This window comes from Arenibaculum pallidiluteum (genome assembly GCF_017355985.1).
GTDB classification, from domain to species: Bacteria; Pseudomonadota; Alphaproteobacteria; order Azospirillales; family Azospirillaceae; genus Arenibaculum; species Arenibaculum pallidiluteum.
Map to the genome: position 1 here is coordinate 69,532 of NZ_JAFIQU010000004.1, position 19,868 is coordinate 89,399.

The window sequence follows — 19,868 nt, forward strand, 5'->3', positions numbered from 1 at the left end:
CATCATCCGGGCCCGCGAACCCGGAAGCGATTTGCCGTTCGTTGCCCGGCGCAAGCTGCACTAGGATCGCTCCATGGCAACGCGTATTCTCAAGCTGTTTCCCGGGCCGCCACAGGAGGCTCCGCTGCGGGGAACCTATCTCGCCGAAGGCATCCATGCGCTGGGCACGACGACGGAGCCCTTCGTCTATGCGAACTTCGTCACGAGCCTCGATGGCCGCATCGCCATCGACGATCCCGACCGGAAGGCCAGTATTCTTCCGCCCGGGCTGAACAGCGGGAACGACTTCCGCCTCTTCCTGGAGCTGCAGGCCCAGGCCGACTGCCTGATCACCCATGGCGGCTATCTGCGCGCCGTCGCTGCGGGGCACCTGGACGACATACTGCAGGTCGGCATCAGCGAGGCGACGCGCGATCTCGCCGAATGGCGCCTGGCCAGCGGACTTGCGCCCCAGCCGGCCGTGGTGGTGGCGAGCGCCAGCCTCGACTTCCCCCTGCCCGCCTCCCTTTCCGCCCATGGGCAGCGCGTGATGATCGCAACCGTCGCGCAGGCGCCCGGGGCCCGGGTCGCGCAGCTGCGCGCGCAGGGGTTTGACGTCTTCGTCGCGGGCGAGACGCTGGTAGAGGGCGCCGCACTGGTCCAAGCGCTGGCCGATCGCGGCCTGGTGCGATCCTACCTTATGGCCGGCCCGCTTATGCTGGAGACCATGCTGCGTGCGGGCGCGCTCTCCCGGCTCTATCTTACGATCGCGCACCGCCTGATCGGGGGCGAAGGCTTCCACACGATGATCACCGGCCCGACCCTGGGCGCCACCGGGCGGATGAGGCTATCGGCCCTGCGCTACGATTCCTCGGCGCCCGAGGGAACCGGGCAGTGGTTCGCACGCTTTGAGCCGCTCGATCCGGCCCCACACGGGCATGGCGACCCGGTCGCCTGAAGTCGCCTGAATCGGAGTGCCCGCGCCCGGCCAGGCGGCCTGATCGTCCGCGCCGCTGACGATTCGGTACTAATTGGCAAGTCACCCCTTTGCAGGAAGCCGATAGCGTTCCCAAGTCTGAAGCCGACGCCGGCGCCCTGCCGGCGCCGGACCTTGCAGAAGGAGGAGCCCCATGAAGGTTTGGAAGTCCCCGAAGGTCGTCGAGATCGCGTGCGGCATGGAGATCAACTGCTACGCCAGCGCGAAGGTCTGAGGACGTCACCCGTCGGCAGCGGGCAGGAGGAGCCCGGCCGGCGGGTCGATGCCGTTCCTGATGAAGGCGCCGGACGCACCGGCGCAAGGTGAAGTGCGCGCCCCTGCCCGTCCCCGCTTCCGGGGATGGAAGGCAGAAGCGCGTGTCGCGTCACCCGACGCTGCTCATCGCACCGAAATGGATCTTGTTGGCGAGGATCACCGCCTGTGTTCGGCTGGTGACGTTGAGCTTGTGCAGCACCGCCGAGACATGGGCTTTCACCGTCGTCTCGGTGATGCCGAGATCCTCGCAGATCTGCTTGTTGTAGCGGCCCGCCACCAGCAGCTCCAGCACCTTGCGCTGCTGGGGCGTGAGCGTGCGAAGACGCTCGATGACCTCGTCGCGCTCGCTGCGGACCGGCACATCCCGCGGCGTCTTTCCGGCCAGCGTCGGAAAATACGGCTCGCCGTCGCGGATCGTCTGGAACGCCTCGATCATCTGGGCACGCCCCAGCGACTTAGGGACGTAGCCGATGGCTCCGTAGATCGACGCATCGCGGGCATGGGTGCAGGCCTGGTATGCCGACACCACCACGATGGGCGAGATACGGCTGGCGTTCTGGAGCTCGACGAGCCCCGCGAAGCCATTCATCCCCGGCATGTCGAGGTCGAGCAGCACGAGTTCGAACGAATCATGGCGCCGGGCATGGCGCAGCGCCTCCAGCAGGCAGGACGCCTCGAAGACCTCGCCCTCACCGTAGGCCCCGAACAGAGCGGTCTTCAGCGCCTCCCTGAACATCGGGTGATCGTCGGCGACCAGGAACTTCATTCCGTCATCCTCCCGCGGCGGGCTTCGTTGGCATCGCCCGGGACCGGAAGTCATCCGGGGTGGTCCCGCCGCCTTGCTACGGATGATAGGGCGGAACATCCGCCGCGACAACAATCACTGCCCGGCGCGGCAAGCTTATGACCTCCAGCCGATACCCTTTCGAAAGGATGATGTCGCTCGGGATCGAGGCTACTCCGGGGCCCCGCGCCGCATGGGCAGGAAGCCGCGCGCCGGATCGTAGGCGCGGAACGACAGCAGCAGCAGGACGAACAGGCAGCCGAGCACCACGGCGGTGGCCAGCGGCTCGGGCCGGCCATAAAACGCGAAGCGGATCAGCTCGACCGCGTATGTGAACGGATTGAGGGAGCAGATCGCGTAGAGCAGCTCGCTCGATTCCCGCATCCGCCACAGCGGGTAGAGGGCGGAGGACAGGAAGAACATCGGGAAGATCACGAAGTTCATGATCCCCGCGAAGTTCTCGAGCTGCCGGATCAGCGAGGACAGCAGCATGCCCAGCGCGCCCAGCATCATCCCCGTCGCCAGCAGCGCGGGAAGGACGAAGGCATAGCCAGAGGGGGGGACGACCACGTCGAAGGCCGCGGCCACCAGAAGGAAAGCGTAGACCTGCAGGATCGAAAGGACCGTGCCGGCCAGCAGCTTGGCGCTCAGCAGGAACCACCGCGGGTACGGACTGACCAGCAGCACGCGCATGCTGCCCATCTCGCGGTCGTAGATCATGGACAGCGAGCTCTGCATCCCGTTGAAGAGCTGCACCATGCCCACGAGGCCGGGCAGGACGTAGACCTCGTAGGTGATGTAGGTCTCGTAGGGCGGGATGATCGAGATCCCGAGCACTGCGCGGAAGCCCGCAGCGAAGACCAGCAGCCAGATCAGTGGCCGTACAAGCGCCGCGACGAGCCGCTCGCGCTGATGCACCAGGCGCAGCACCTCCCTGGCCACGATACCCCTGAGAGGCAGCCACCAGCTCCTGCGTTCCGTCATGCCGCGGTCCTCGTCAGGTGCTCGAACGCCTCCACCAGCGAGGACGAGCCCATGGAGTCCTTGATCGCATCGACCCCGCCGCGGGCGACGATCCGTCCCTGGTGCAGCACCGCGACCGTGTCGGTCGGCCAGACCTCGTCGATCAGGTGGGTCGCCCAGAGCACCGTCAGGCCGCGGTCGCGCGCAAGGTCGTGGCAATGCTCCACGATGGCGCGGCGCGACCGAAGGTCGAGGCCCACGGTCGGCTCGTCGAGGATCAGCATCGTGGGCTCGTGCAGCAGGGCGCGGGCGAGCTCGACGCGCCGCCGCTGCCCGCCGCTGAGGTCGCGCACGCGGTCGCCCAGGCGCTCGGCGAGCCCGTGCCGCTCCAGCTCCTCGGCGGCACGCTCCTCGGCACGGCGCGGCGTCAGGCCCTGAAGGGCCGCGAAGTAGCGGAGATTCTGCCGAACCGTCAGGTCGAGATCCAGCGTCGGCTGCTGGAAGACGACACCGAGGCGCCCGAGAACCCGCGTCGGGTCGCGCCGGATATCGGAGCCCTCGAGCATGATCCGGCCGTCGCGCGCATTGAAAAGGCCGGTCATCAGGGCCATCAGCGTGGTCTTCCCTGCCCCGTTGGGCCCGAGCAGGACCGCGAACTCGCCGCGGGCGACCGTCAGGTCCACGCCGTGCAGCACGGCGCGCTTTCCGTAGGCATAGCGCAGCCCGTGGATCTCGATCACCGGTTCCGACATCGCCCCATCCGCCCGAGTTCCCCTGCCCTTTTGCCGCACGCTATCAAACGGCGCTAGACGCGACGAGGGCGCGGAAGGCGCAGACGCCGGCACGCGCGTGTCGTCCCGCGGCCGGAACGGTCCGCTTCCATGGAATCGCGCGCAGCTTCGTCACTCCTCGCGAAATCCTAGGGTCCGGACATGCTCGCCGATATCGTACTTTATGGCGGTTCCTACTTTCATCGTGATCACGAATAGTTCAGAAGACCGCGTGGCGGAGAGGTTCGAGGGTAGGACGAATGACGGCGCAGGGCGGCACCATCAGCGATCCCGACGTGCAGCCGGCGCAGAGGCCGTCCGGCGCCCGCATCCGACGCGGCTCGACCGTCGAAAACGACCCCAGGCGCGCGGCTGCGGCGATGGCCGCGCTGATCGGCGGGGCCGGGGTCGAGATCGCGCTGGTCTTCTTCTCGCCGGACTACGACCTCCCCGCCTTGGCCGCCGCGCTGGTCGAGGCCTTCGGCGACGTCCCGGTGATCGGCTGCACGACCGCCGGAGAGATCGGCTCCAAGGGTTATCTGAACGGCGGGATCTCCGGGCTCGGCTTTCCCAAAGACGGGTTCGCCGCGCGCGTCGCCCTTGTCGAGAACCTGTCGGGCTTCGAGGTCTCCAACGGCCGCGCCATCGTGCACGAGCTGCTCGGCTCGGCCTGGCACGGGCCGACGATGCGCTCGGCGGGAGATCCGCGGAGCTTCGCCGTGCTGCTGGTCGATGGGACAAGCACCAAGGAGGAGATGTTCGTCAGCGCCATGCACGCCGAGCTCGGGGACATCCCGCTGGTGGGCGGATCGGCCGGCGACGGGCTCGACTTCCGACGGAGCTTCGTGCTGCGCGACGGCCAGCTCCATTCCGACGCCGCCCTGGCGCTCCTGCTGACGACCCCTCGCCCGTTCCGCGTCTTCCAGGCCCAGCACTTCGTGCCGACGGCCCAGAAGATGGTCGTCACCGACGCCGACCCGATCCGGCGCATCGTGCGCGAGATCAACGCCGAACCGGCCGCGGAGGAGTACGCCCGCCTGGTCGGACTCGCGGGGACCGAGCTGACGCCCTCGGCCTTCGCGAACCACCCGGTGGTGGTGAGGGTCGGCGGCAAGTACTTCGTGCGCGCGATCCAGAAGGTGAATACGGACGGGAGCCTGACCTTCTACTGCGCCATCGACACCGGCGTCGTGCTGACGGTGGCGCAGGGCGGCGACCTGGTGGAGAACCTGGAGAGCCTGCTGGCCTCGCTTCACGCCGAGATCGGCAGCGCGGACGCGATCCTGGCTTTCGACTGCATCCTGCGGCGGATCGAAATCGAGCAGAAGCAGCTCACGCGCGTGGTCTCGAGGGTGCTTGCGCGAAACGCGGTGATGGGCTTCAGCACCTATGGCGAGCAGTACAACGGCATGCATCTGAGCCAGACCATCACCGGCGTCGCCATAGGTGCTGCATGACGAACCGCATCCGCGTGATGCGTCCCGGCAGCCTGGACGCCGAGGAGCGCTGCCGCGCCCTGGAGGCCGAAAAGGCGGCGCTTCTTGAGGCGAACGCCAAGCTGACCCGCGTGAACCGAGTCCTGATGGACCGGGTCGAGCGGTCGATGGACTTCCAGGGGAACGCCTACTCGCTGTTCCAGACCGCCATCGTGCTGGAGGAGAAGGTCCGTGAGCGCACCAGCGAGCTCGAGGAGACACTGCGGCGCCTGGAACAGACCAACCGAGACCTTTCACTCGCGACCGAGGCCGCGCTGACCGCGCAGACGCGGCTTGCCGAGGCGATCGAAGCGGTGACCGAGGGTTTCGCGCTGTTCGACGCCGAGGACCGGCTCGTGCTCTGCAACAGCCGCTATCTTCAGCTATGGCACGAATCCGCCGAGCAGATCCGCCCCGGCGTGCCCTATGCCCAGATTGCCCGGCTGGCGGTCACCTCAGGCACGGTGCTGGACGCCTATCGGCGCCCCGAGGAATGGCTGCGCGAACGCCTGGCCCAGCACGCGCAGCCCGGCACCCCTTCGGTCCATGCCCTCAGCGATGGGCGCTGGATCCAGATCAGCGAGCATCGCACGCGCGACGGGGGAACCGTGGGCGTCTACACGGACATCACGGCCGTGAAGCAGACCGAGACGCGCCGGCGCGAACGCGAACTCGCCGAGAAGTCGGCCCTTCTCCAGGCGACGCTCGACAGCATCGCGCAGGGCATCTGCGTGTACGACCGCAGGCTGGAGCTCGTGGCCTGGAACGATCGCTTCATCGAGCTGCTCGACCTGCCGCCGGATCTCGTCTACCGCGGCTTGCGCTTCGCGGACCTCGTCGCCCACGAGGCGGCGGTGGGCCGCAACGGCGACCTGGTCGTGCAGCTCGTCCAGCAGCGCTCAGGCATGCCCTCCGCCCTTGAGCGGACCCTGGAGAACGGCACCACACTCGAGGCGCGCCGCGCCCCGATGCCGGGCGGCGGCTTCGTCCTGACCTTCTCCGACGTGACCGAGCGGCGCCGGGCGGCGGCCGCGCTGCAGGAGATCAACGAACGCCTCGAGCAGCGCGTGGCCGAGCGGACGACCGAGCTCGTTGAGATGAACGCCCGGCTGCGTCACGCGAAGGTAGAGGCTGACCAAGCCAATCTCAGCAAGACCCGCTTCGTGGCCGCAGCGAGCCACGACCTGCTGCAGCCGCTGAATGCCGCGCGCCTCTTCGTGGCCGCGCTTCAGGAGGCACCGCTCGCGGCCGAGGCTGGCAGGCTGCTCGAGAATGTCGACGCGTCCCTGCGCTCGGTCGAGGGCCTGCTCGACGCGCTGCTCGACATCTCCAAGCTCGACAGCGGCGTCATCGAGCCCGCGATCTCCGATTTCCGGGTCGGCACGCTGCTCCGGGATCTCAAGCGCGAATTCGCGCCCGTAGCCGCCGAGCGCGGCCTCGTCCTGAAGGTTCAGTCCTGCTCCGAGGTGGTGCGCTCGGACCCGCAGCTCCTGCGCCGGGTCCTCCAGAACTTCCTGTCCAACGCCCTGCGCTATACCCGCCGCGGCCGCGTGCTGCTGGGCTGCCGGCGCCGGGGTGACACGCTCAGCTTCGAGGTCTGGGACACCGGCCCCGGAATCCCCGACGAGAAGCGGGACGAGGTGTTCGAGGAGTTCCGCCGCCTGGACAACCACCCCGGCGGCGCGGACCGGGGCATGGGGCTTGGCCTGGCGATCGTACGGCGTATCTCGCGGATGCTCGGGCACCCCGTGCAGCTCCGCTCCAGCATTGGCCAGGGGTCCGTCTTTTCCGTCGCCGTACCGCGCGGAAACCGCGCGGCGGCAGCTCCGGAGCAGGCCTCCGCGGCGCCGAGGCCGGATCTCTCCCTCGCCGGGCGGGTAATGCTCGTGATCGACAACGACGAACAGATCCTCGACGGGATGCGCGCGCTGCTGGGGCGCTGGCATTGCGAGATCGTGACGGCGACCGGGACCATGGGGGCGCTGACCGCGCTCGAGGCCTGCGGCAGCCCGCTCGGCCCGGATCTGGTGATCGCGGATTATCACTTGGAGGGCAGCGAGACGGGGATCCAGGCGATCCAGAGCCTGAGGGCACGCCTCGGCCGGGCGGTGCCGGCGGTTCTGGTGACGGCGGACCGCACCGCCGAGCTGCGCGACGAGGCCGAGGAACTGGGGCTTCCGGTCCTCAGCAAACCGATCCGGCCGGCGCAGCTGAGAACGGTGGTGACAAAGCTTTCCGCTGCGCGATGACGGGGGCGGCGGCCAGTGTCCGGCCCTGCCCGCCCCCGTCGCCCCGAGGCTGTTCGCCTGGGGCTACTTCGAAGACTGCCCGCCGCCCTGCTGGACCGGCGCCGGCTGGTCGCCGATCGCCCCTTCGCGCTGTGCCGGGAGGCTGTTCTGCGGAAGCTTGCCGGTGGCCGCGCTGTCGGCCGCCGCCTGGTCGTCGTCCTGGTTACCCTGTCGCACGCCGGCCGGGGTGTCGCCGATGGCGCCCTGGCGCTCTTTCGCCAGAGAGCCCTGGGGCAGGTTGCCGGTCGTGCTGCCGGATGCACCCCCCTGCCCCTGGGAGCCGGCCGTCTGAGCAAAGGCCGGCACAGCAAGCGCGAGGGAGCCGAACAGGACCGCTACAAAAGCTGTCTTCATCATCCCGTCTCCATTTCCGCCATCCCGGTTGCAACCCCGTGCCGCGGCCGGGAGCGGATGGCTGGTAGTCCTGGCCGCTCGTTCGCCCGGGGCCCTCGGGGGATGAACAGCCCGACCGCCAAACCGTCCCAGCGCCGCTCGCCTGCGTAATCAGCCACCCCAACTATCGGCAGTCCCCCCGGAGGACCGGGGTGGCCGGCCATCGTCGGCCAGTCCAGATGCACCAACTGCCAGCAATGTAAAGCACACACGCAGCGTGCGCGATGACTTAGCGCTCTGTATGGATCCTCATCGGATCATCCGATTGAAACTGCGATTACGACCGGCCGGTTCGTGGCTCTCCCGAGCTTTCATTTTCCGAATACATGGCATCCTGCGTTGGCGGACGGTGGTAAAAACGCCGTAAAATCGTGCTGCACCGCACTGCATTTTATCCGAAAACGGCTTCTTTGCTTGGATGCGCCATGCGGCAGCGCAATACAGACAAACGCGGCATTGTACCTTTGAACGAAATCGTAGAATCCGCGCGGGAGCCCGTCTTGCCAATACCGCATGTGTTGGATAGCGTTTTCAGTACAGGAAGCAGCGTGCCTTGCTGGACGTCTTGCCGAAAAGGCGGAGCGGCCCACGAGGTGGTACCCCGTTTTTAATCGATGGGAGGAAGACGCTATGAAGTATTTGGTGAGCGCTCTGATGGGGGGCGCCGCAGTTGCCCTGGTCGGCACTGCATACGCCAACGACAGCGTCATGAAGAACATAAAGGACACCAACAACTGGGCGACGCAGCTTGGCAACTACGAAGGGCAGCGCTACAGCCCGCATGACCAAATCAACAAGAACAACGTCAAGGATCTTCGGGTCGCCTGGACGTTCTCGACCGGCGTGCTGCGCGGCCACGAGGGTGGCCCGATCGTCATCGGCGACACCATGTACATCCATACGCCGGTGCCGAACATCGTTTACGCGCTCGACCTGAAGGAGCCGGGCCGGGTCAAGTGGAAATACGAGCCGCGCCAAGATGCCGCCGTGATCCCCGTGATGTGCTGCGATACCGTCAATCGCGGCATCGCCGTCGCAGATGGCAAGGTCTTCCTGGCTCAGGCCGACAACACGCTGGTCGCCCTTGACGCGAACAACGGCAAGGAGCTCTGGAAGGCCAAGAACGGCGATCATACCAAGGGCGAGACGCTCACCGCGGCGCCGCTGATCGTCAAGGACAAGGTCTTCGTCGGCATCTCGGGCGGCGAGTTCGGCGTGCGCGGCCACCTGACGGCCTACGACATCAACACCGGCAAGCAGGTCTGGCGCGCCTACTCCACGGGCCCCGACAAGGACGTCAAGATCGATCCCCAGAAGACGCTGATGATGGGCAAGCCCATCGGCGAGGCGGACCTGGGCGTCAAGACCTGGCCGGGCGAGGAGTGGAAGATCGGCGGCGGCACCACCTGGGGCTGGTACACCTATGATCCGCAGCTGAACCTGATCTACTACGGCACCGGCAACCCCGGAACCTGGAACCCGGTCCAGCGCGCCGTCGACGGCGACCGCGCCAAGAGCGACAACAAGTGGTCGATGACCATCTTCGCGCGCAACCCGGACACGGGCGAGGCGAAGTGGGTCTATCAGAAGACCCCCTTCGACGAGTGGGACTTCGACGGCGTCAACGAGAACATCCTGGCCGACATTCCTGTCAACGGCCAGAACCGCAAGGTTCTCGTCAACTTCGACCGCAACGGCTTCGCCTATACCCTCGACCGCGAGTCCGGCGAGTTGCTGGTCGCTCAGAAGTTCGACCCGAAGGTCAACTGGGCGTCCGAGGTCGACATGAAGACGGGGCGGCCCAAGGTCGTCGACCGCTACAGCACCTTCGCCCAGGGCGAGGACACGAACACGACCGGCATCTGCCCGGCCGCGCTCGGAAGCAAGGACCAGCAGCCGGCCGCCTTCAGCCCGAAGACCGGCATGTTCTACGTCCCGACCAACCACATCTGCATGGACTACGAGCCCTTCCAGGTCTCGTATTCCGCCGGCCAGGCCTATGTGGGCTCCACGGTCGCCATGTACCCGACGCCGAACTCCCACGGCGGGATGGGCAACTTCATCGCCTTCGACGCGGCCCAAGGCAAGATCGTCTGGTCCAAGCCCGAGCGCTTCGCGGTGTGGAGCGGTGCTCTGGCCACGGCCGGCGACATCGTCTTCTACGGCACGCTCGAAGGCTACCTGAAGGCGGTCGACGTGAAGGACGGCAAGGAGCTGTTCAGCTTCAAGACGCCTTCCGGCATCATCGGCAACGTCAACACCTACATGCAGAACGGCAAGCAGTACGTGGCGGTGCTCTCGGGCGTCGGCGGATGGGCGGGCATCGGTCTCGCTGCCGGCCTGACGCAGGAGAGCGGCGCCGCCGGATGGCATGAGGCCGTGCACCCGGGCCGTTCCGGATCCGGCGACGCGGTTTCGACCGCCGGCCTCGGCGCGGTGGGCGCACACAAGTCGCTCGGTGAGTACACCCAGCTCGGCGGCGTCCTGACCGTCTTCGAGCTGCCCGCCCGGTAATCTTCGAAAACGAAGGCCGGCGCTCCCCTGGGGGCGCCGGCCAATTTTTCGCTTCAAGTTCACGGGAGCCGACGGCACGCCGCGCCGTCCAAAGAGAACAGATCGAAGGAGAGATCGTGAGAACGATGGTGAGGAACTGGACGGGAGCGGCGCTGCTCGCAGCCTTCATCGCGGCCATGGCATGGCAGGTGGCCTCGCGTCCCGCGCATGCACAGAACCAGCCGGCCGAAGAGGAGGCGCTCGTCGACAAGGAGGGGCTCCCGACCTACAAAGTCGAGGGCGGAAAGGTCGACAGGGGCACGTACAACGGCTACCGGCGCTATCACAACTCCTGCCACGTATGCCACGGACCGGACGGGCTCGGCTCCACCTTCGCGCCGAACCTGACGGATTCGCTCAAGCGCCTCGACTACTACAAGTTCGCGGAGACCGTCGCGGCCGGACGCAAGTCCGAAGGTGCCAGCGGAGACCGGGTGATGCCGAGCTTCGGCACCGATGCCAACGTCATGAGCCACCTGGACGACATCTACCGCTATCTCAAGGCGCGCTCGGATGGCGCCCTCGAGCGTGGCCGTCCGCAGCGTATCGGTTCCTGACGGAGGGAAATGACATGGTGCGGGCCCTGGCAACCATCCTCGCCACCGCGGCGCTGTCCGTGCTGGCGGCCTCCGATTCCCGGGCGGACGAATGGATGCCCAGCGGCTCGCTCCGTGTCTGTGCAGACGCGAACCTCCTGCCCTATTCCAACGACAAGCTCGAGGGGTTCGAGAACAAGATCGCGCAGATGATCGGGGACGACCTGAAGCTGCCGGTGACCTATTTCTGGTGGCCGCAGACGATCGGCTTCGTGCGCAACACGTTGCGGGCGCGCCAGTGCGATCTCGTCGTCGGGGCCGCCGCCGGCGAAGACCTGATGCAGAACACGAACCCTTACTACCGTTCGACCTATGTGCTGGTGACCCGGAAGGACTCGGCACTTGCGGGCAAGGGGCTGGACGATCCCGCGTACAAGGGGGCGCGCATCGGCGTCGTTGCGGCCACGCCGCCGGCCAACCTGCTGCCGCGCCGGGGCATCCTGAACATCGCGCCCTACCAGCTGCACGTCGACACGCGCGCCGAGCAGCCGGCACGCCAGGCCATCGAGGACGTCGCCTCGGGCGAGACCGAGGCCGCCGCGATCTGGGGCCCGATCGCCGGCTACTACGCCGCGCGCCAGGACGTGCCGCTGGCGTTGACGCCGCTGCCCGAGCTGCCGGGCGCGCGGCTGCAGTACTACATCTCCATGGGCATCCGGGCCGGCGAGACCGCCTGGAAGCACTGGCTGAACGATTTCATCGTCCGTCGCCAGGGCGACATCGACCGGCTCCTGGCCGAATACAACATCCCCGTCGTGAACGCAGACGGCACGATGCGTCCGTCGCCCGAGCGGAAGGCGGCGCTGGAGCCGCCCGCGGTCGCGGAGCCCGATGGCTACCGCATGGATGCCTACCGGGCCGCCGTTCCAGCAAGCCTGCGCGGCGCCCAGGTCGCGTCCACGCAGGAGGTGCGCGCCCTTTCGGAGTCGGGCAGGGCCGTGCTGATCGACGTCCTGCCCTCCCCGCCCAGGCCTTCAGGGCTCGCCCCGGGCAGCCTGTGGCTGCCGCCGACGCATCTCAGTCTGCCGGGCGCGATCTGGCTGCCCAATGTCGGCTACGGTGCCCCGTCGCCCGAACAGGAGGCGCTGCTGCGCCGCGGCCTGGACCGGCTGACGGGCGGAAACCCCGACCGACCTGTGGTTCTCTTCTGCCAGCGCGACTGCTGGATGTCCTGGAATGCCGCCAAGCGTGCCGTCGAATGGGGATATCGCGCCGTCCACTGGTATCCCGAGGGGACGGACGGCTGGCGCGAGGCCGGCCTCACGCTCGAGCCGGTCGCGCCACACGAAGACTTCCCGAGCTGAGCCTCACTCCAGGTAGGCGGCGATGACCCGCGCCATCTCGCCCAGCCGCCGCTCCGTCTCGACGGGAAGGTCGCAGACGGCGGTCAGCGACCTGCGGCGCTCGTCCAGCACGCGGCGCAGCAGGGTCAGCCGGTCGGTGATGCGCGCCGCCTCGGGACTGTCCTTCGGCGCCCCGTCCAGCTCGTGCAGGGTGGCGGCGATCTCGGCCTGGATTTCGCGCTGCTGGCGCGCGTACCGCTTGATCGCGGCGATCTCCTTCGCGCGCCGACTGTCCATGGTCTCGAAGACGCCCGCAAAGAGAGCCGTCAGCGCCTTGTCCTTGTCCGGTCCGGCCTCTTTTGCAAGGGCCTGCACATCGTTCTCGATCGCGTCAGGCTTCACGGCGCGCCCTGTCGCCCGCTCGCGCAGCGAGGCAATGCGCGGGTCCTGCGCCCAGGTCGCGTCGGCCTCGTCGATGGGCGGGCCGGCCCAGAGCTGGCCCGGCGACAATGCCGGCACGAGAACCTGGATGCATGGCCAGTCGGGATCCTTCGCCGGCTGGGCGCCGGCGGCTGCCGCCGTCATGAATCCGGCTGCGAGCGCAGCGGCGATGCAGATCGATCCTGGCTTCATGACCCCTCTCCGGCTCGGCGCGCCCGTGCCTCTCCCGGGCCGCGGACAGGGCGCGCGTGATACGACCGCCGAGGATACGACGGCCACACGCCCGCGGCATTCATGCCTTCGTCCAAGAAGGATCACCAATGGCGCACCGGCTTTGCAGCCTCGCAATCTTCGCCCTGGCATGGAGCATCGGCGCGACGCCGGCGACAGCGCGACCCAAGTTGCTGGTCTTCGAAATGGAGATCCTGGATACCAGCGGCGAGGGCGAGGCGCCGGGGCATGCGGCCCGTCTGTCGGCAGCCACCCGGGCGCTCCGCGACGGCCTGGCGGCAAGCGGACGGTTCGATCTCGTGGGGCCGCCGGCCCCACCTGCCGGCGAACTGCCGCCGCGGATCCGGACCTGCAACGGATGCGAGGTCGACATTGCCCGGCGTATTGGCGCCGACCTTGCGCTGACCAGCATGGTCCACAAGGTCAGCTCGCTGATCCTCTCGATCACCATGACCGTTGTGGACGCCGCATCGGGACGCACGGCGCTGGTTGCGTCCGCGGACATCCGCGGCGACAACGACCGCTCGTGGGTCCGCGGCACCGAATGGCTGGTGCGCCACAGGCTGCTGCCGGCCCGGTACCCCGGCGAAGGCTGACCGGGTTGAAAGGACGTCGTGACGGCGGCCGCATCGTGCCGCGCGCCGGACGGTAACGAGGAACTCCCCATGGACGACATGGACATGCGCCACCACGCCGATGCTGCGGAATTCGACGACGCCTGGAGCGCGGGATCCTGGATGAAGGAGGTCTGCTGGGTCTATGACCTCGTGGTCCGCGATCTGGAACTCGACTGCCGCATTGGCGTCCACGGCCACGAGAAGCTGCGCAGCCAGCGCGTGCGCATCAACATCGTGGCCTCGGTCAGCCTGCCGCGCAGGCCGGTCGCGGACGATCTGCGCGAGGTCGTCTCGTACGAGTACCTCGTGGACGGCGTGCGCCGCCTTGCATCGGGCGGCCATGTCGAGCTGGTGGAAACCCTGGCGATCAGGATCCTGGATCTCTGTTTCGCGGAGCCCAGGGTCACCCGGGCCAGCGTCACCGTCGAGAAGCCCGAGGTCGTCCCCGAAGCCGCCGGCGTCGGCATCCGCATCGAGCGCACCCGCGAGCAATGGTCTTGACCCCGGACAATGGCTCCGGCCGGCCGCTCTGGGTCGTCAAGATCGGCGGCAGCCTCTGGTCCGGACCCGACCTGAAGGCTTGGCTCGCCGCGCTGGCGCAGGTCCGGGCGGCCCGTATCGCGATCGTTCCCGGCGGCGGCCCCTTCGCCGACGCCGTGCGCGAGGCCCAGGTGCCCATGGGGTTCGGCGACGCCGCGGCCCATCGCATGGCGATACTCGGCATGGAACAGTACGCCCACGCCCTCCTCGATCTGGAGCCCCGCCTCTCGCCCGCTGCAACCCGCCACGCACTGGCGACTGCCGACGGAACCCTCGTCTGGCTGCCGGCCGCGCTGGCCACGGCGGCGCGGGTGCCCGAAAGCTGGTCCGTCACCTCCGACAGCCTGGCCGCATGGCTGGCAGGGGAGCTCGGCGCCCGGAGGCTGGTCCTGGTGAAGTCGGCGGCGCTGCCGCCCGGCCCCATCAAGGCGGCCGACCTCGCGGCGGCGGGGATCGTCGACGCGGCGATGCCTGACCTCATCGCGCATGCGGCATTCGAGACGCGCTGCGTCGGGAGCCATGACGCGGCGCGCTTCGCAGAGGCTTGCCAGGCCGGCACGGCCTTTGGCACGGTGGTGCTTCCGGGGCGCGCAACGAAGCCTGAGGCAAGGCAGGAATGCCACAGCACGTCCTGCTCCTGACCGGCGATCTCGCCGAGCCGCGGCTCAGGCGTATGCTGGAAGCGCTCGGCCCGCTCGATTTCCGGACGAGCATCGTGAACATCGGCGTGAAGGTCGCCGCGCTGATGACGACCGAGATCGTGCTTCGCCGCCTCGGATCGACCCAGGACGCCGACCTTGTGATGCTGCCTGGTCGCTTCCGCGGGGACCTGGACCGGCTTGGCGCGCATTTCGGCATCCCCTTCGAGCGCGGCCCGGAGGAGATCGACGACCTTCCCGGTTACTTCAAGCGCCAAGCCGCGCCGATCGCCCTCGACCGGTACGAGACCACCATCTTCGCGGAGGTCGTGGACGCCCCGCGGCGCGACGTCGACGGCATCCTGCAGGCCGCCGCTGCGTACCGGGCGGACGGGGCCGACGTGATCGACCTTGGCTGCCTTCCGGACACGCCCTTCCCGCATCTCGAGGAGGCGATTGCCGCCCTGAAGGCCGCCGGCCATCGCGTCAGCGTCGATTCCCTGGAGCCCGACGACCTGGTCCGCGCCCAGAGGGCTGAAGTCGACTACCTGCTGAGCCTGACCGAGAACACGCTTTGGATCGCCGGAGAGGGACCCGCCACGCCTGTGGTGATCCCCGCGACGCCGGGCGACATGGATTCGCTCTTCCGTGCCGTCGAGGCGCTGTCCGCGAAGGGCCGGCGCTGCATCGTCGACCCTGTCCTGGATCCGATCCATCACGGCTTCACGGCCTCGCTGCTGCGCTACCACGCCGTCCGCGCGCGCCTGCCCGACGCGGAGATCCTGATGGGGATCGGCAACGTCACGGAGCTGACCGACGCCGACACCCCCGGCGTGAATGCCGTGCTGATGGGCGTGATCTCGGAGCTCGGCATCCAGCACGTCCTGGCGGTGCAGGTCAGCCCGCATTGCCGCCGGGCGATCCGGGAGTTCGACGCGGCGCGCCGGCAGTTCCTTGCCGCGCGAGAGATCGGCAGCACGCCCCGGGGGGTCGGAACGGGTTTGCTGTGCCTGCGGGACCGCCGCCCCTTCCCCGTCCCGCCCGACGAGATCGCGGCGACGGCCGCCATGATTCGTGATCGCAACTATCGGGTCGAGGTCAGCGACGACGGCATCCATCTCTACAACCGCGACGGCCACCATCGCGCGACAGACCCCTTCGCCCTGTATCCGCATCTGGCGCTGAATGGCGACACCGGCCATGCCTTCTATCTCGGCGTCGAGACGGCGCGCGCGCAGATCGCCTGGCAGCTCGGCAAGCGCTACGCCCAGGACACGGCCCTGCGCTGGGGCGTCGCGGTCGAGGCGCCGGAGGAGGATCTCGGCGGGTTCCACGCCGTCGGAGCGACCAAGGCAAAGCCCTGAGGACCCTATGGAATGCCCCTGATCCGCGAGACCATCGTCACCACCCGCAGCGCCGCGGGCATCGTCCACGTGGCGCCCATGGGAGTCACCGTGCTGGACGAGGGCGTCTACCTCCTGGCACCGTTCCGGCCATCGCGCACGCTCGACAACCTGCTGGAGACGCGGTGCGCGGTGATCAATCACACCGACGACGTGCGCGTCTTCGCCGGATGCGTCACCGGGCGGCGCCGGGACTGGCCGACCGGAGCCGCGCGGCACGTGGCGGCACCCGTGCTGGCGGGCGCCTTGTCCCATGAGGAGGTCGAGGTCGTCGGCATCGAAGAGGACCCGGCCCGCCCCCGGTTGACTTGCCGCCTCCGCCATGTCGAGGTGCATCGGGCTGCGACCGGCCACAACAGGGCCCAGGCCGCCGTGATCGAGGCCGCGATCCTCGCGACGCGCCTGCACCTGCTGCCGCCCGAGAAAGTGGAGCGCGAGGTCGCCTACCTGACCATCGCGGTCGAGAAGACGGCCGGCCCCCTAGAGGCGGAGGCCTGGGGCTGGATCATGGACATGCTGGCGCGCCACCGCGGCCAGGTGGCGGTCTGATGCGCTGGCTTGCGAGCGTCGCCTCGGCGGAGGAGATCGCGACGGTCCTGCCCGCTGTCCCGGACATCCTGGATCTCAAGGATCCCTCGGCGGGCGCGCTGGGCGCCTGGCCCGTTCCCGCAGTCGCCCGCGCCGTGCGGGACCTGCGCGCCCGGGCAGCAGCGCCGCTGGCGAGCGCGACGGTCGGCGACCTCCCCATGGAGCCCGCACGTGTCGCGGCTGCCGTCTCGGAAATGGCGCGGACGGGGGTCGACTACGTGAAGGTCGGCCTGATTCCCTCGGGCGATCCTCTCGGCTGCCTGGCGGAGCTGGCGCCGCTGTGCGCGACGGGCGTCCAGGTGGTCGCGGTCCTCTTCGCCGATTTCTGGCCGGAGGACGTCCCAGTTGCCGCGGCGAAGCAGGCGGGCTTAACCGGGGTGATGCTGGACACCGCGATGAAGGGGCGCGGGCTGCCCGCCCACCGCACGGCGGACCAGCTTCGCCGCTTCGTCGACGACGCGCGGCACCGGGGCCTGATGACTGGGCTCGCGGGCTCGCTGAGCCTTACCGACGTGCCGGTCCTGGCGGAATGCGGGGCGGATTATCTCGGCTTCAGGGGCGCGCTGTGCGGGGCGTCCGGGCGCACCGCCGCCATCGACCCCGCTGCCGTTGCAGCCGTGGCGGCGGCCGTCCGCGCCCACGGCACACGGCTCCGCGCGGGATGAGGCGCCGGCGCGCTCCGCGCCGGCGCCCAAGGGATCAATGACCGGATCAATGAACGGTCGAGCTGCCCTTCCCAAGCTGCTCCCGCAGCACGGCGGCGCCCATCTCTGTCAGCGTGATGCCGTCGTTCGGCGCGCTGCCGATCCCGCTTCCGACCACGACCATGCGGAAGGCATGGGGCGAGAGGTTGCCGCCCGCACCGGCCGAGAAGGCCCGCTCGATGGCGGCGCCCGTCACGGAACTCCGCACGGCACCCGCCTGGCCCTCCGAGAAGAGCTGCACGAAGACTGCGCGATGCTGGCGCACGATGCTCTCCGCGAGTTGCCTGCGTGCCCGTTCCTGCCCGTCATCCGCTGCGCTACGAACCGGTGGTTTCGCCGCAGTGGTCGAGGGTGGGGTCGAGGCGGGTGTCGAGGGTGTGGGCGAGAACTGCGCCGGCTCCGGCGCCTGCGGCTTTGCGGCGGGCGACCCGGCGATCGCATTGCGGATCAGAGCCGCCGCCCGCTGCGCGGCCTCCATGATGTAACCCATCGGCGATGACCTCCCGTCTTGGACGCCGGCTGCTTCAGGCTCGTGACCTCGGCGCCATCGTTCAGCGTGCCGGCAGAGTCCTGTCAGGACAATGGACCTTTCGGCCAAGAAGAACCCTATCGGAAGTGTCGGGTCCGAACCCGGCGGTCCTTTCGAAACGCCGGCAGCACGGCGGGATTACATCGCGTCTGGCTTCGACCTCTGTAGCGGTGAAGGCCTCGAGGCTATCAGGCTGCGGAGCTGCGGGCAACGGCGCCAGCCGCACGCCGGATCGCCGCGATGTTGGCGGCGTAGTCGGCCATCCCGGTTCCTCGGAAGACCGCCGAGCCGGCGACGAGCACGTCCGCTCCCGCCCCCGAGACGACCCCGGCCGTCTCGGGCGAAACGCCCCCGTCCACCTCGATCAGGATCGGACGGCGGCCGATCATCGTCCTGATCCGCCGGATCTTCTCGACCTGTGGCCCGATGAAGCTCTGGCCGCCGAAGCCGGGATTGACAGTCATCACCAGGATCAAATCGACGCGGTCGAGGACGTATTCGATCGCGGATTCCGGCGTCGCCGGGTTGATGGAAACCCCAGCCTTCCTGCCGAGCCCGCGGATCGCCTGGAGTGATCGGTCCAGGTGCGGGCCAGCTTCGGCATGCACGGTGATCACATCGGCCCCGGCCTCGGCAAAGGCCGCGAGATAGGGATCGGCCGGCGCGATCATCAGGTGGACGTCGAAGACTTTGGCGCTGCAGCCGCGTATCGCCTTCACCACACCGGGACCGAAGGTGATGTTGGGCACGAAGTGCCCGTCCATCACGTCCAGGTGGATCCAGTCGGCTCCCGCCGCGTCCACGGCACGGACCTCCTCGCCGAGCCGCGAGAAATCCGCCGAAAGGATCGATGGCGCAATCAGGAGATCGGAACGGCTCATGGCTGGTCTCCGATGGCGGAGCGCGCCCCCTCGGCGCCCTGGGCGAAGACGCGGCTCGCCAGGATGTCCTCCGCTGAGATGGTCGAGAGCTCCGTGGCACCGAGGGGGCCGGACGCCGTCTCGAACAGGCGATTGGCCTGCCGAAGCCGCGCCCGGTCCAGCGCATTGCGGATGGAACGCGCATTGGCGAAATGCGGCTGGGTCCTGCGCAGGCCGACATAGCGTGCCAGCGCCTCTCGGGCTCCGGGGTCTAGGTGGTAGTTCTGCCGCTCCAGCATGCGCTCGGCGATGGCCAGGAGCTCGTCGTCGCCGTAGTCCGGGAAGTCGATGTGGTGCGCGATCCTGGAGCGGAAGCCCGGATTGCTCTCGAAGAAGCGGTCCATGCGCGGCCCGTAACCGGCCAGGATCACCACCAGGTCGTCCCGGCGGTTCTCCATGACCTGCAGCAGGATCTCGATCGCTTCCTGCCCGTAGTCGCGCTCGTTCTCGGGCCGGTAGAGATAGTACGCCTCGTCGATGAAGAGCACGCCGCCCATGGCGCGCTTCAGGACCTCCTTGGTCTTCGGCGCGGTATGGCCGATGTACTGCCCGACCAGGTCGTCGCGGGTGACTGCCACGAGATGGCCGCGCCGCACATAGCCCAGCCGGTGCAGCAGCTCGGCCATGCGCAGGGCCACCGTCGTCTTGCCTGTGCCGGGATTGCCGGTGAAGCTCATGTGCAGGGTCGGCGTCTCGTGCGCGAGGCCCATGCGCCGCCGCGCGCGCTCCACCAGCAGCAGCGTCGCCGTCTCGCGCACGCGCCGCTTCACCGGTCCGAGCCCGATCAGGTCCTGGTCGAACTCGCGCAGGATCCCGGCGACGCCGGTCGCCTCGAACTCCGCCTGCAGATCGACGGCAACGGGCGGCGGACCCTGATCGGCGACCGGCTCGGCTGTGGCTCCGTCCATGTCGTCCTTCCCC

21 protein-coding genes are annotated in these 19,868 nt (G+C 68.6%); 13 read left to right on the forward strand and 8 right to left on the reverse strand.

The window, feature by feature from the left end; genetic code table 11:
* Positions 1-73 precede the first annotated feature (73 nt).
* Together JUB13_RS10295 and pqqA are read left to right on the forward strand one after the other, a co-directional pair.
* Positions 74-937, forward strand: a complete 864-nt coding sequence (locus tag JUB13_RS10295; RefSeq protein ID WP_207478726.1) for a RibD family protein — start codon at positions 74-76, stop codon at positions 935-937.
* A 172-nt stretch (positions 938-1,109) separates the two neighbouring features.
* Positions 1,110-1,190 (forward strand): pyrroloquinoline quinone precursor peptide PqqA, encoded by an 81-nt coding sequence (gene pqqA / locus JUB13_RS32190; RefSeq protein WP_207479020.1) that lies wholly within the window; start codon positions 1,110-1,112, stop codon positions 1,188-1,190.
* Positions 1,191-1,340: 150 nt separating this feature from the next.
* Here the strand turns inward: pqqA and JUB13_RS10305 are convergent, their stop codons facing one another.
* The 3 genes from JUB13_RS10305 to JUB13_RS10315 all read right to left on the reverse strand — a co-directional run bounded on the left by JUB13_RS10305 (position 1,341) and on the right by JUB13_RS10315 (position 3,730).
* Complete coding sequence (locus tag JUB13_RS10305; protein ID WP_207478727.1) at positions 1,341-1,997, reverse strand: response regulator; 657 nt, start codon at positions 1,995-1,997, stop codon at positions 1,341-1,343.
* Between the two features lie 189 nt (positions 1,998-2,186).
* Positions 2,187-2,999 (reverse strand): ABC transporter permease, encoded by an 813-nt coding sequence (locus JUB13_RS10310; protein WP_207478728.1) that lies wholly within the window; start codon positions 2,997-2,999, stop codon positions 2,187-2,189.
* Complete coding sequence (locus tag JUB13_RS10315) at positions 2,996-3,730, reverse strand: ABC transporter ATP-binding protein (protein ID WP_207478729.1); 735 nt, start codon at positions 3,728-3,730, stop codon at positions 2,996-2,998. The genes JUB13_RS10310 and JUB13_RS10315 overlap by 4 nt, the downstream gene beginning before the upstream one ends.
* Before the next feature lie 278 nt (positions 3,731-4,008).
* On the opposite strand from JUB13_RS10315, the gene nosP reads away from it, so the two are divergent.
* Both nosP and JUB13_RS10325 read left to right on the forward strand, forming a co-directional pair.
* Positions 4,009-5,205, forward strand: a complete 1,197-nt coding sequence (nosP, locus tag JUB13_RS10320) for a nitric oxide-sensing protein NosP (protein ID WP_236024869.1) — start codon at positions 4,009-4,011, stop codon at positions 5,203-5,205.
* Positions 5,202-7,472, forward strand: coding sequence for a hybrid sensor histidine kinase/response regulator (locus JUB13_RS10325; RefSeq protein WP_207478730.1), 2,271 nt, complete (start codon positions 5,202-5,204; stop codon positions 7,470-7,472). Before nosP ends, JUB13_RS10325 begins: the two co-directional genes overlap by 4 nt.
* Positions 7,473-7,535: 63 nt before the next feature.
* On the opposite strand, the gene JUB13_RS10330 is transcribed toward JUB13_RS10325, so the two are convergent.
* Positions 7,536-7,868, reverse strand: coding sequence for a hypothetical protein (locus JUB13_RS10330; RefSeq protein ID WP_207478731.1), 333 nt, complete (start codon positions 7,866-7,868; stop codon positions 7,536-7,538).
* Positions 7,869-8,534: 666 nt separating this feature from the next.
* On the opposite strand from JUB13_RS10330, the gene JUB13_RS10335 reads away from it, so the two are divergent.
* The 3 genes from JUB13_RS10335 to JUB13_RS10345 all read left to right on the forward strand — a co-directional run bounded on the left by JUB13_RS10335 (position 8,535) and on the right by JUB13_RS10345 (position 12,357).
* A complete protein-coding gene (locus JUB13_RS10335; RefSeq protein WP_236024870.1) occupies positions 8,535-10,418 on the forward strand; it encodes a methanol/ethanol family PQQ-dependent dehydrogenase in 1,884 nt (627 codons plus the stop codon).
* 125 nt (positions 10,419-10,543) lie between these two features.
* Entirely contained in the window at positions 10,544-11,014 is a 471-nt protein-coding gene (locus JUB13_RS10340) for a c-type cytochrome, methanol metabolism-related (RefSeq protein WP_236024891.1), read from the forward strand.
* 14 nt (positions 11,015-11,028) lie between these two features.
* Positions 11,029-12,357: a quinoprotein dehydrogenase-associated putative ABC transporter substrate-binding protein gene (locus tag JUB13_RS10345; RefSeq protein WP_207478732.1), complete on the forward strand. Its 1,329-nt coding sequence runs from the start codon at positions 11,029-11,031 to the stop codon at positions 12,355-12,357.
* A gap of 3 nt (positions 12,358-12,360) precedes the next feature.
* Here JUB13_RS10345 and JUB13_RS10350 read toward each other — a convergent pair whose 3' ends face one another.
* Positions 12,361-12,969 carry a hypothetical protein gene (locus tag JUB13_RS10350; RefSeq protein WP_207478733.1) on the reverse strand — a complete coding sequence of 203 codons (609 nt, stop codon included), beginning with the start codon at positions 12,967-12,969 and terminating at the stop codon, positions 12,361-12,363.
* A gap of 128 nt (positions 12,970-13,097) precedes the next feature.
* Between JUB13_RS10350 and JUB13_RS10355 the strand changes: the two genes are divergently transcribed.
* The 6 genes from JUB13_RS10355 to JUB13_RS10380 all read left to right on the forward strand — a co-directional run bounded on the left by JUB13_RS10355 (position 13,098) and on the right by JUB13_RS10380 (position 17,459).
* Positions 13,098-13,604: a DUF3280 domain-containing protein gene (locus JUB13_RS10355; protein WP_207478734.1), complete on the forward strand. Its 507-nt coding sequence runs from the start codon at positions 13,098-13,100 to the stop codon at positions 13,602-13,604.
* A gap of 69 nt (positions 13,605-13,673) precedes the next feature.
* Complete coding sequence (locus JUB13_RS10360) at positions 13,674-14,126, forward strand: dihydroneopterin aldolase (RefSeq protein WP_236024871.1); 453 nt, start codon at positions 13,674-13,676, stop codon at positions 14,124-14,126.
* Complete coding sequence (locus JUB13_RS10365) at positions 14,123-14,806, forward strand: amino acid kinase family protein (RefSeq protein ID WP_207478735.1); 684 nt, start codon at positions 14,123-14,125, stop codon at positions 14,804-14,806. Before JUB13_RS10360 ends, JUB13_RS10365 begins: the two co-directional genes overlap by 4 nt.
* A complete protein-coding gene (locus JUB13_RS10370) occupies positions 14,782-16,167 on the forward strand; it encodes a DUF6513 domain-containing protein (protein WP_207478736.1) in 1,386 nt (461 codons plus the stop codon). Before JUB13_RS10365 ends, JUB13_RS10370 begins: the two co-directional genes overlap by 25 nt.
* A 12-nt stretch (positions 16,168-16,179) precedes the next feature.
* Positions 16,180-16,755, forward strand: coding sequence for a DUF447 domain-containing protein (locus JUB13_RS10375; RefSeq protein WP_207478737.1), 576 nt, complete (start codon positions 16,180-16,182; stop codon positions 16,753-16,755).
* Positions 16,755-17,459 carry a (5-formylfuran-3-yl)methyl phosphate synthase gene (locus tag JUB13_RS10380; RefSeq protein ID WP_236024872.1) on the forward strand — a complete coding sequence of 235 codons (705 nt, stop codon included), beginning with the start codon at positions 16,755-16,757 and terminating at the stop codon, positions 17,457-17,459. Before JUB13_RS10375 ends, JUB13_RS10380 begins: the two co-directional genes overlap by 1 nt.
* 46 nt (positions 17,460-17,505) lie before the next feature.
* Here the strand turns inward: JUB13_RS10380 and JUB13_RS10385 are convergent, their stop codons facing one another.
* From JUB13_RS10385 to cbbX, 3 genes are all read right to left on the reverse strand, one after another.
* The gene (locus JUB13_RS10385) at positions 17,506-17,988 is read right to left on the reverse strand and encodes a hypothetical protein (RefSeq protein WP_207478738.1); all 483 of its coding nucleotides are present in this window, start codon (positions 17,986-17,988) and stop codon (positions 17,506-17,508) included.
* 227 nt (positions 17,989-18,215) lie between these two features.
* Positions 18,216-18,908 carry a ribulose-phosphate 3-epimerase gene (gene rpe / locus JUB13_RS10390; protein WP_207478739.1) on the reverse strand — a complete coding sequence of 231 codons (693 nt, stop codon included), beginning with the start codon at positions 18,906-18,908 and terminating at the stop codon, positions 18,216-18,218.
* On the reverse strand, positions 18,905-19,855 hold the full coding sequence (gene cbbX / locus JUB13_RS10395) for a CbbX protein (RefSeq protein WP_207478740.1): 951 nt from the start codon (positions 19,853-19,855) through the stop codon (positions 18,905-18,907). Before cbbX ends, rpe begins: the two co-directional genes overlap by 4 nt.
* Positions 19,856-19,868: the final 13 nt, after the last annotated feature.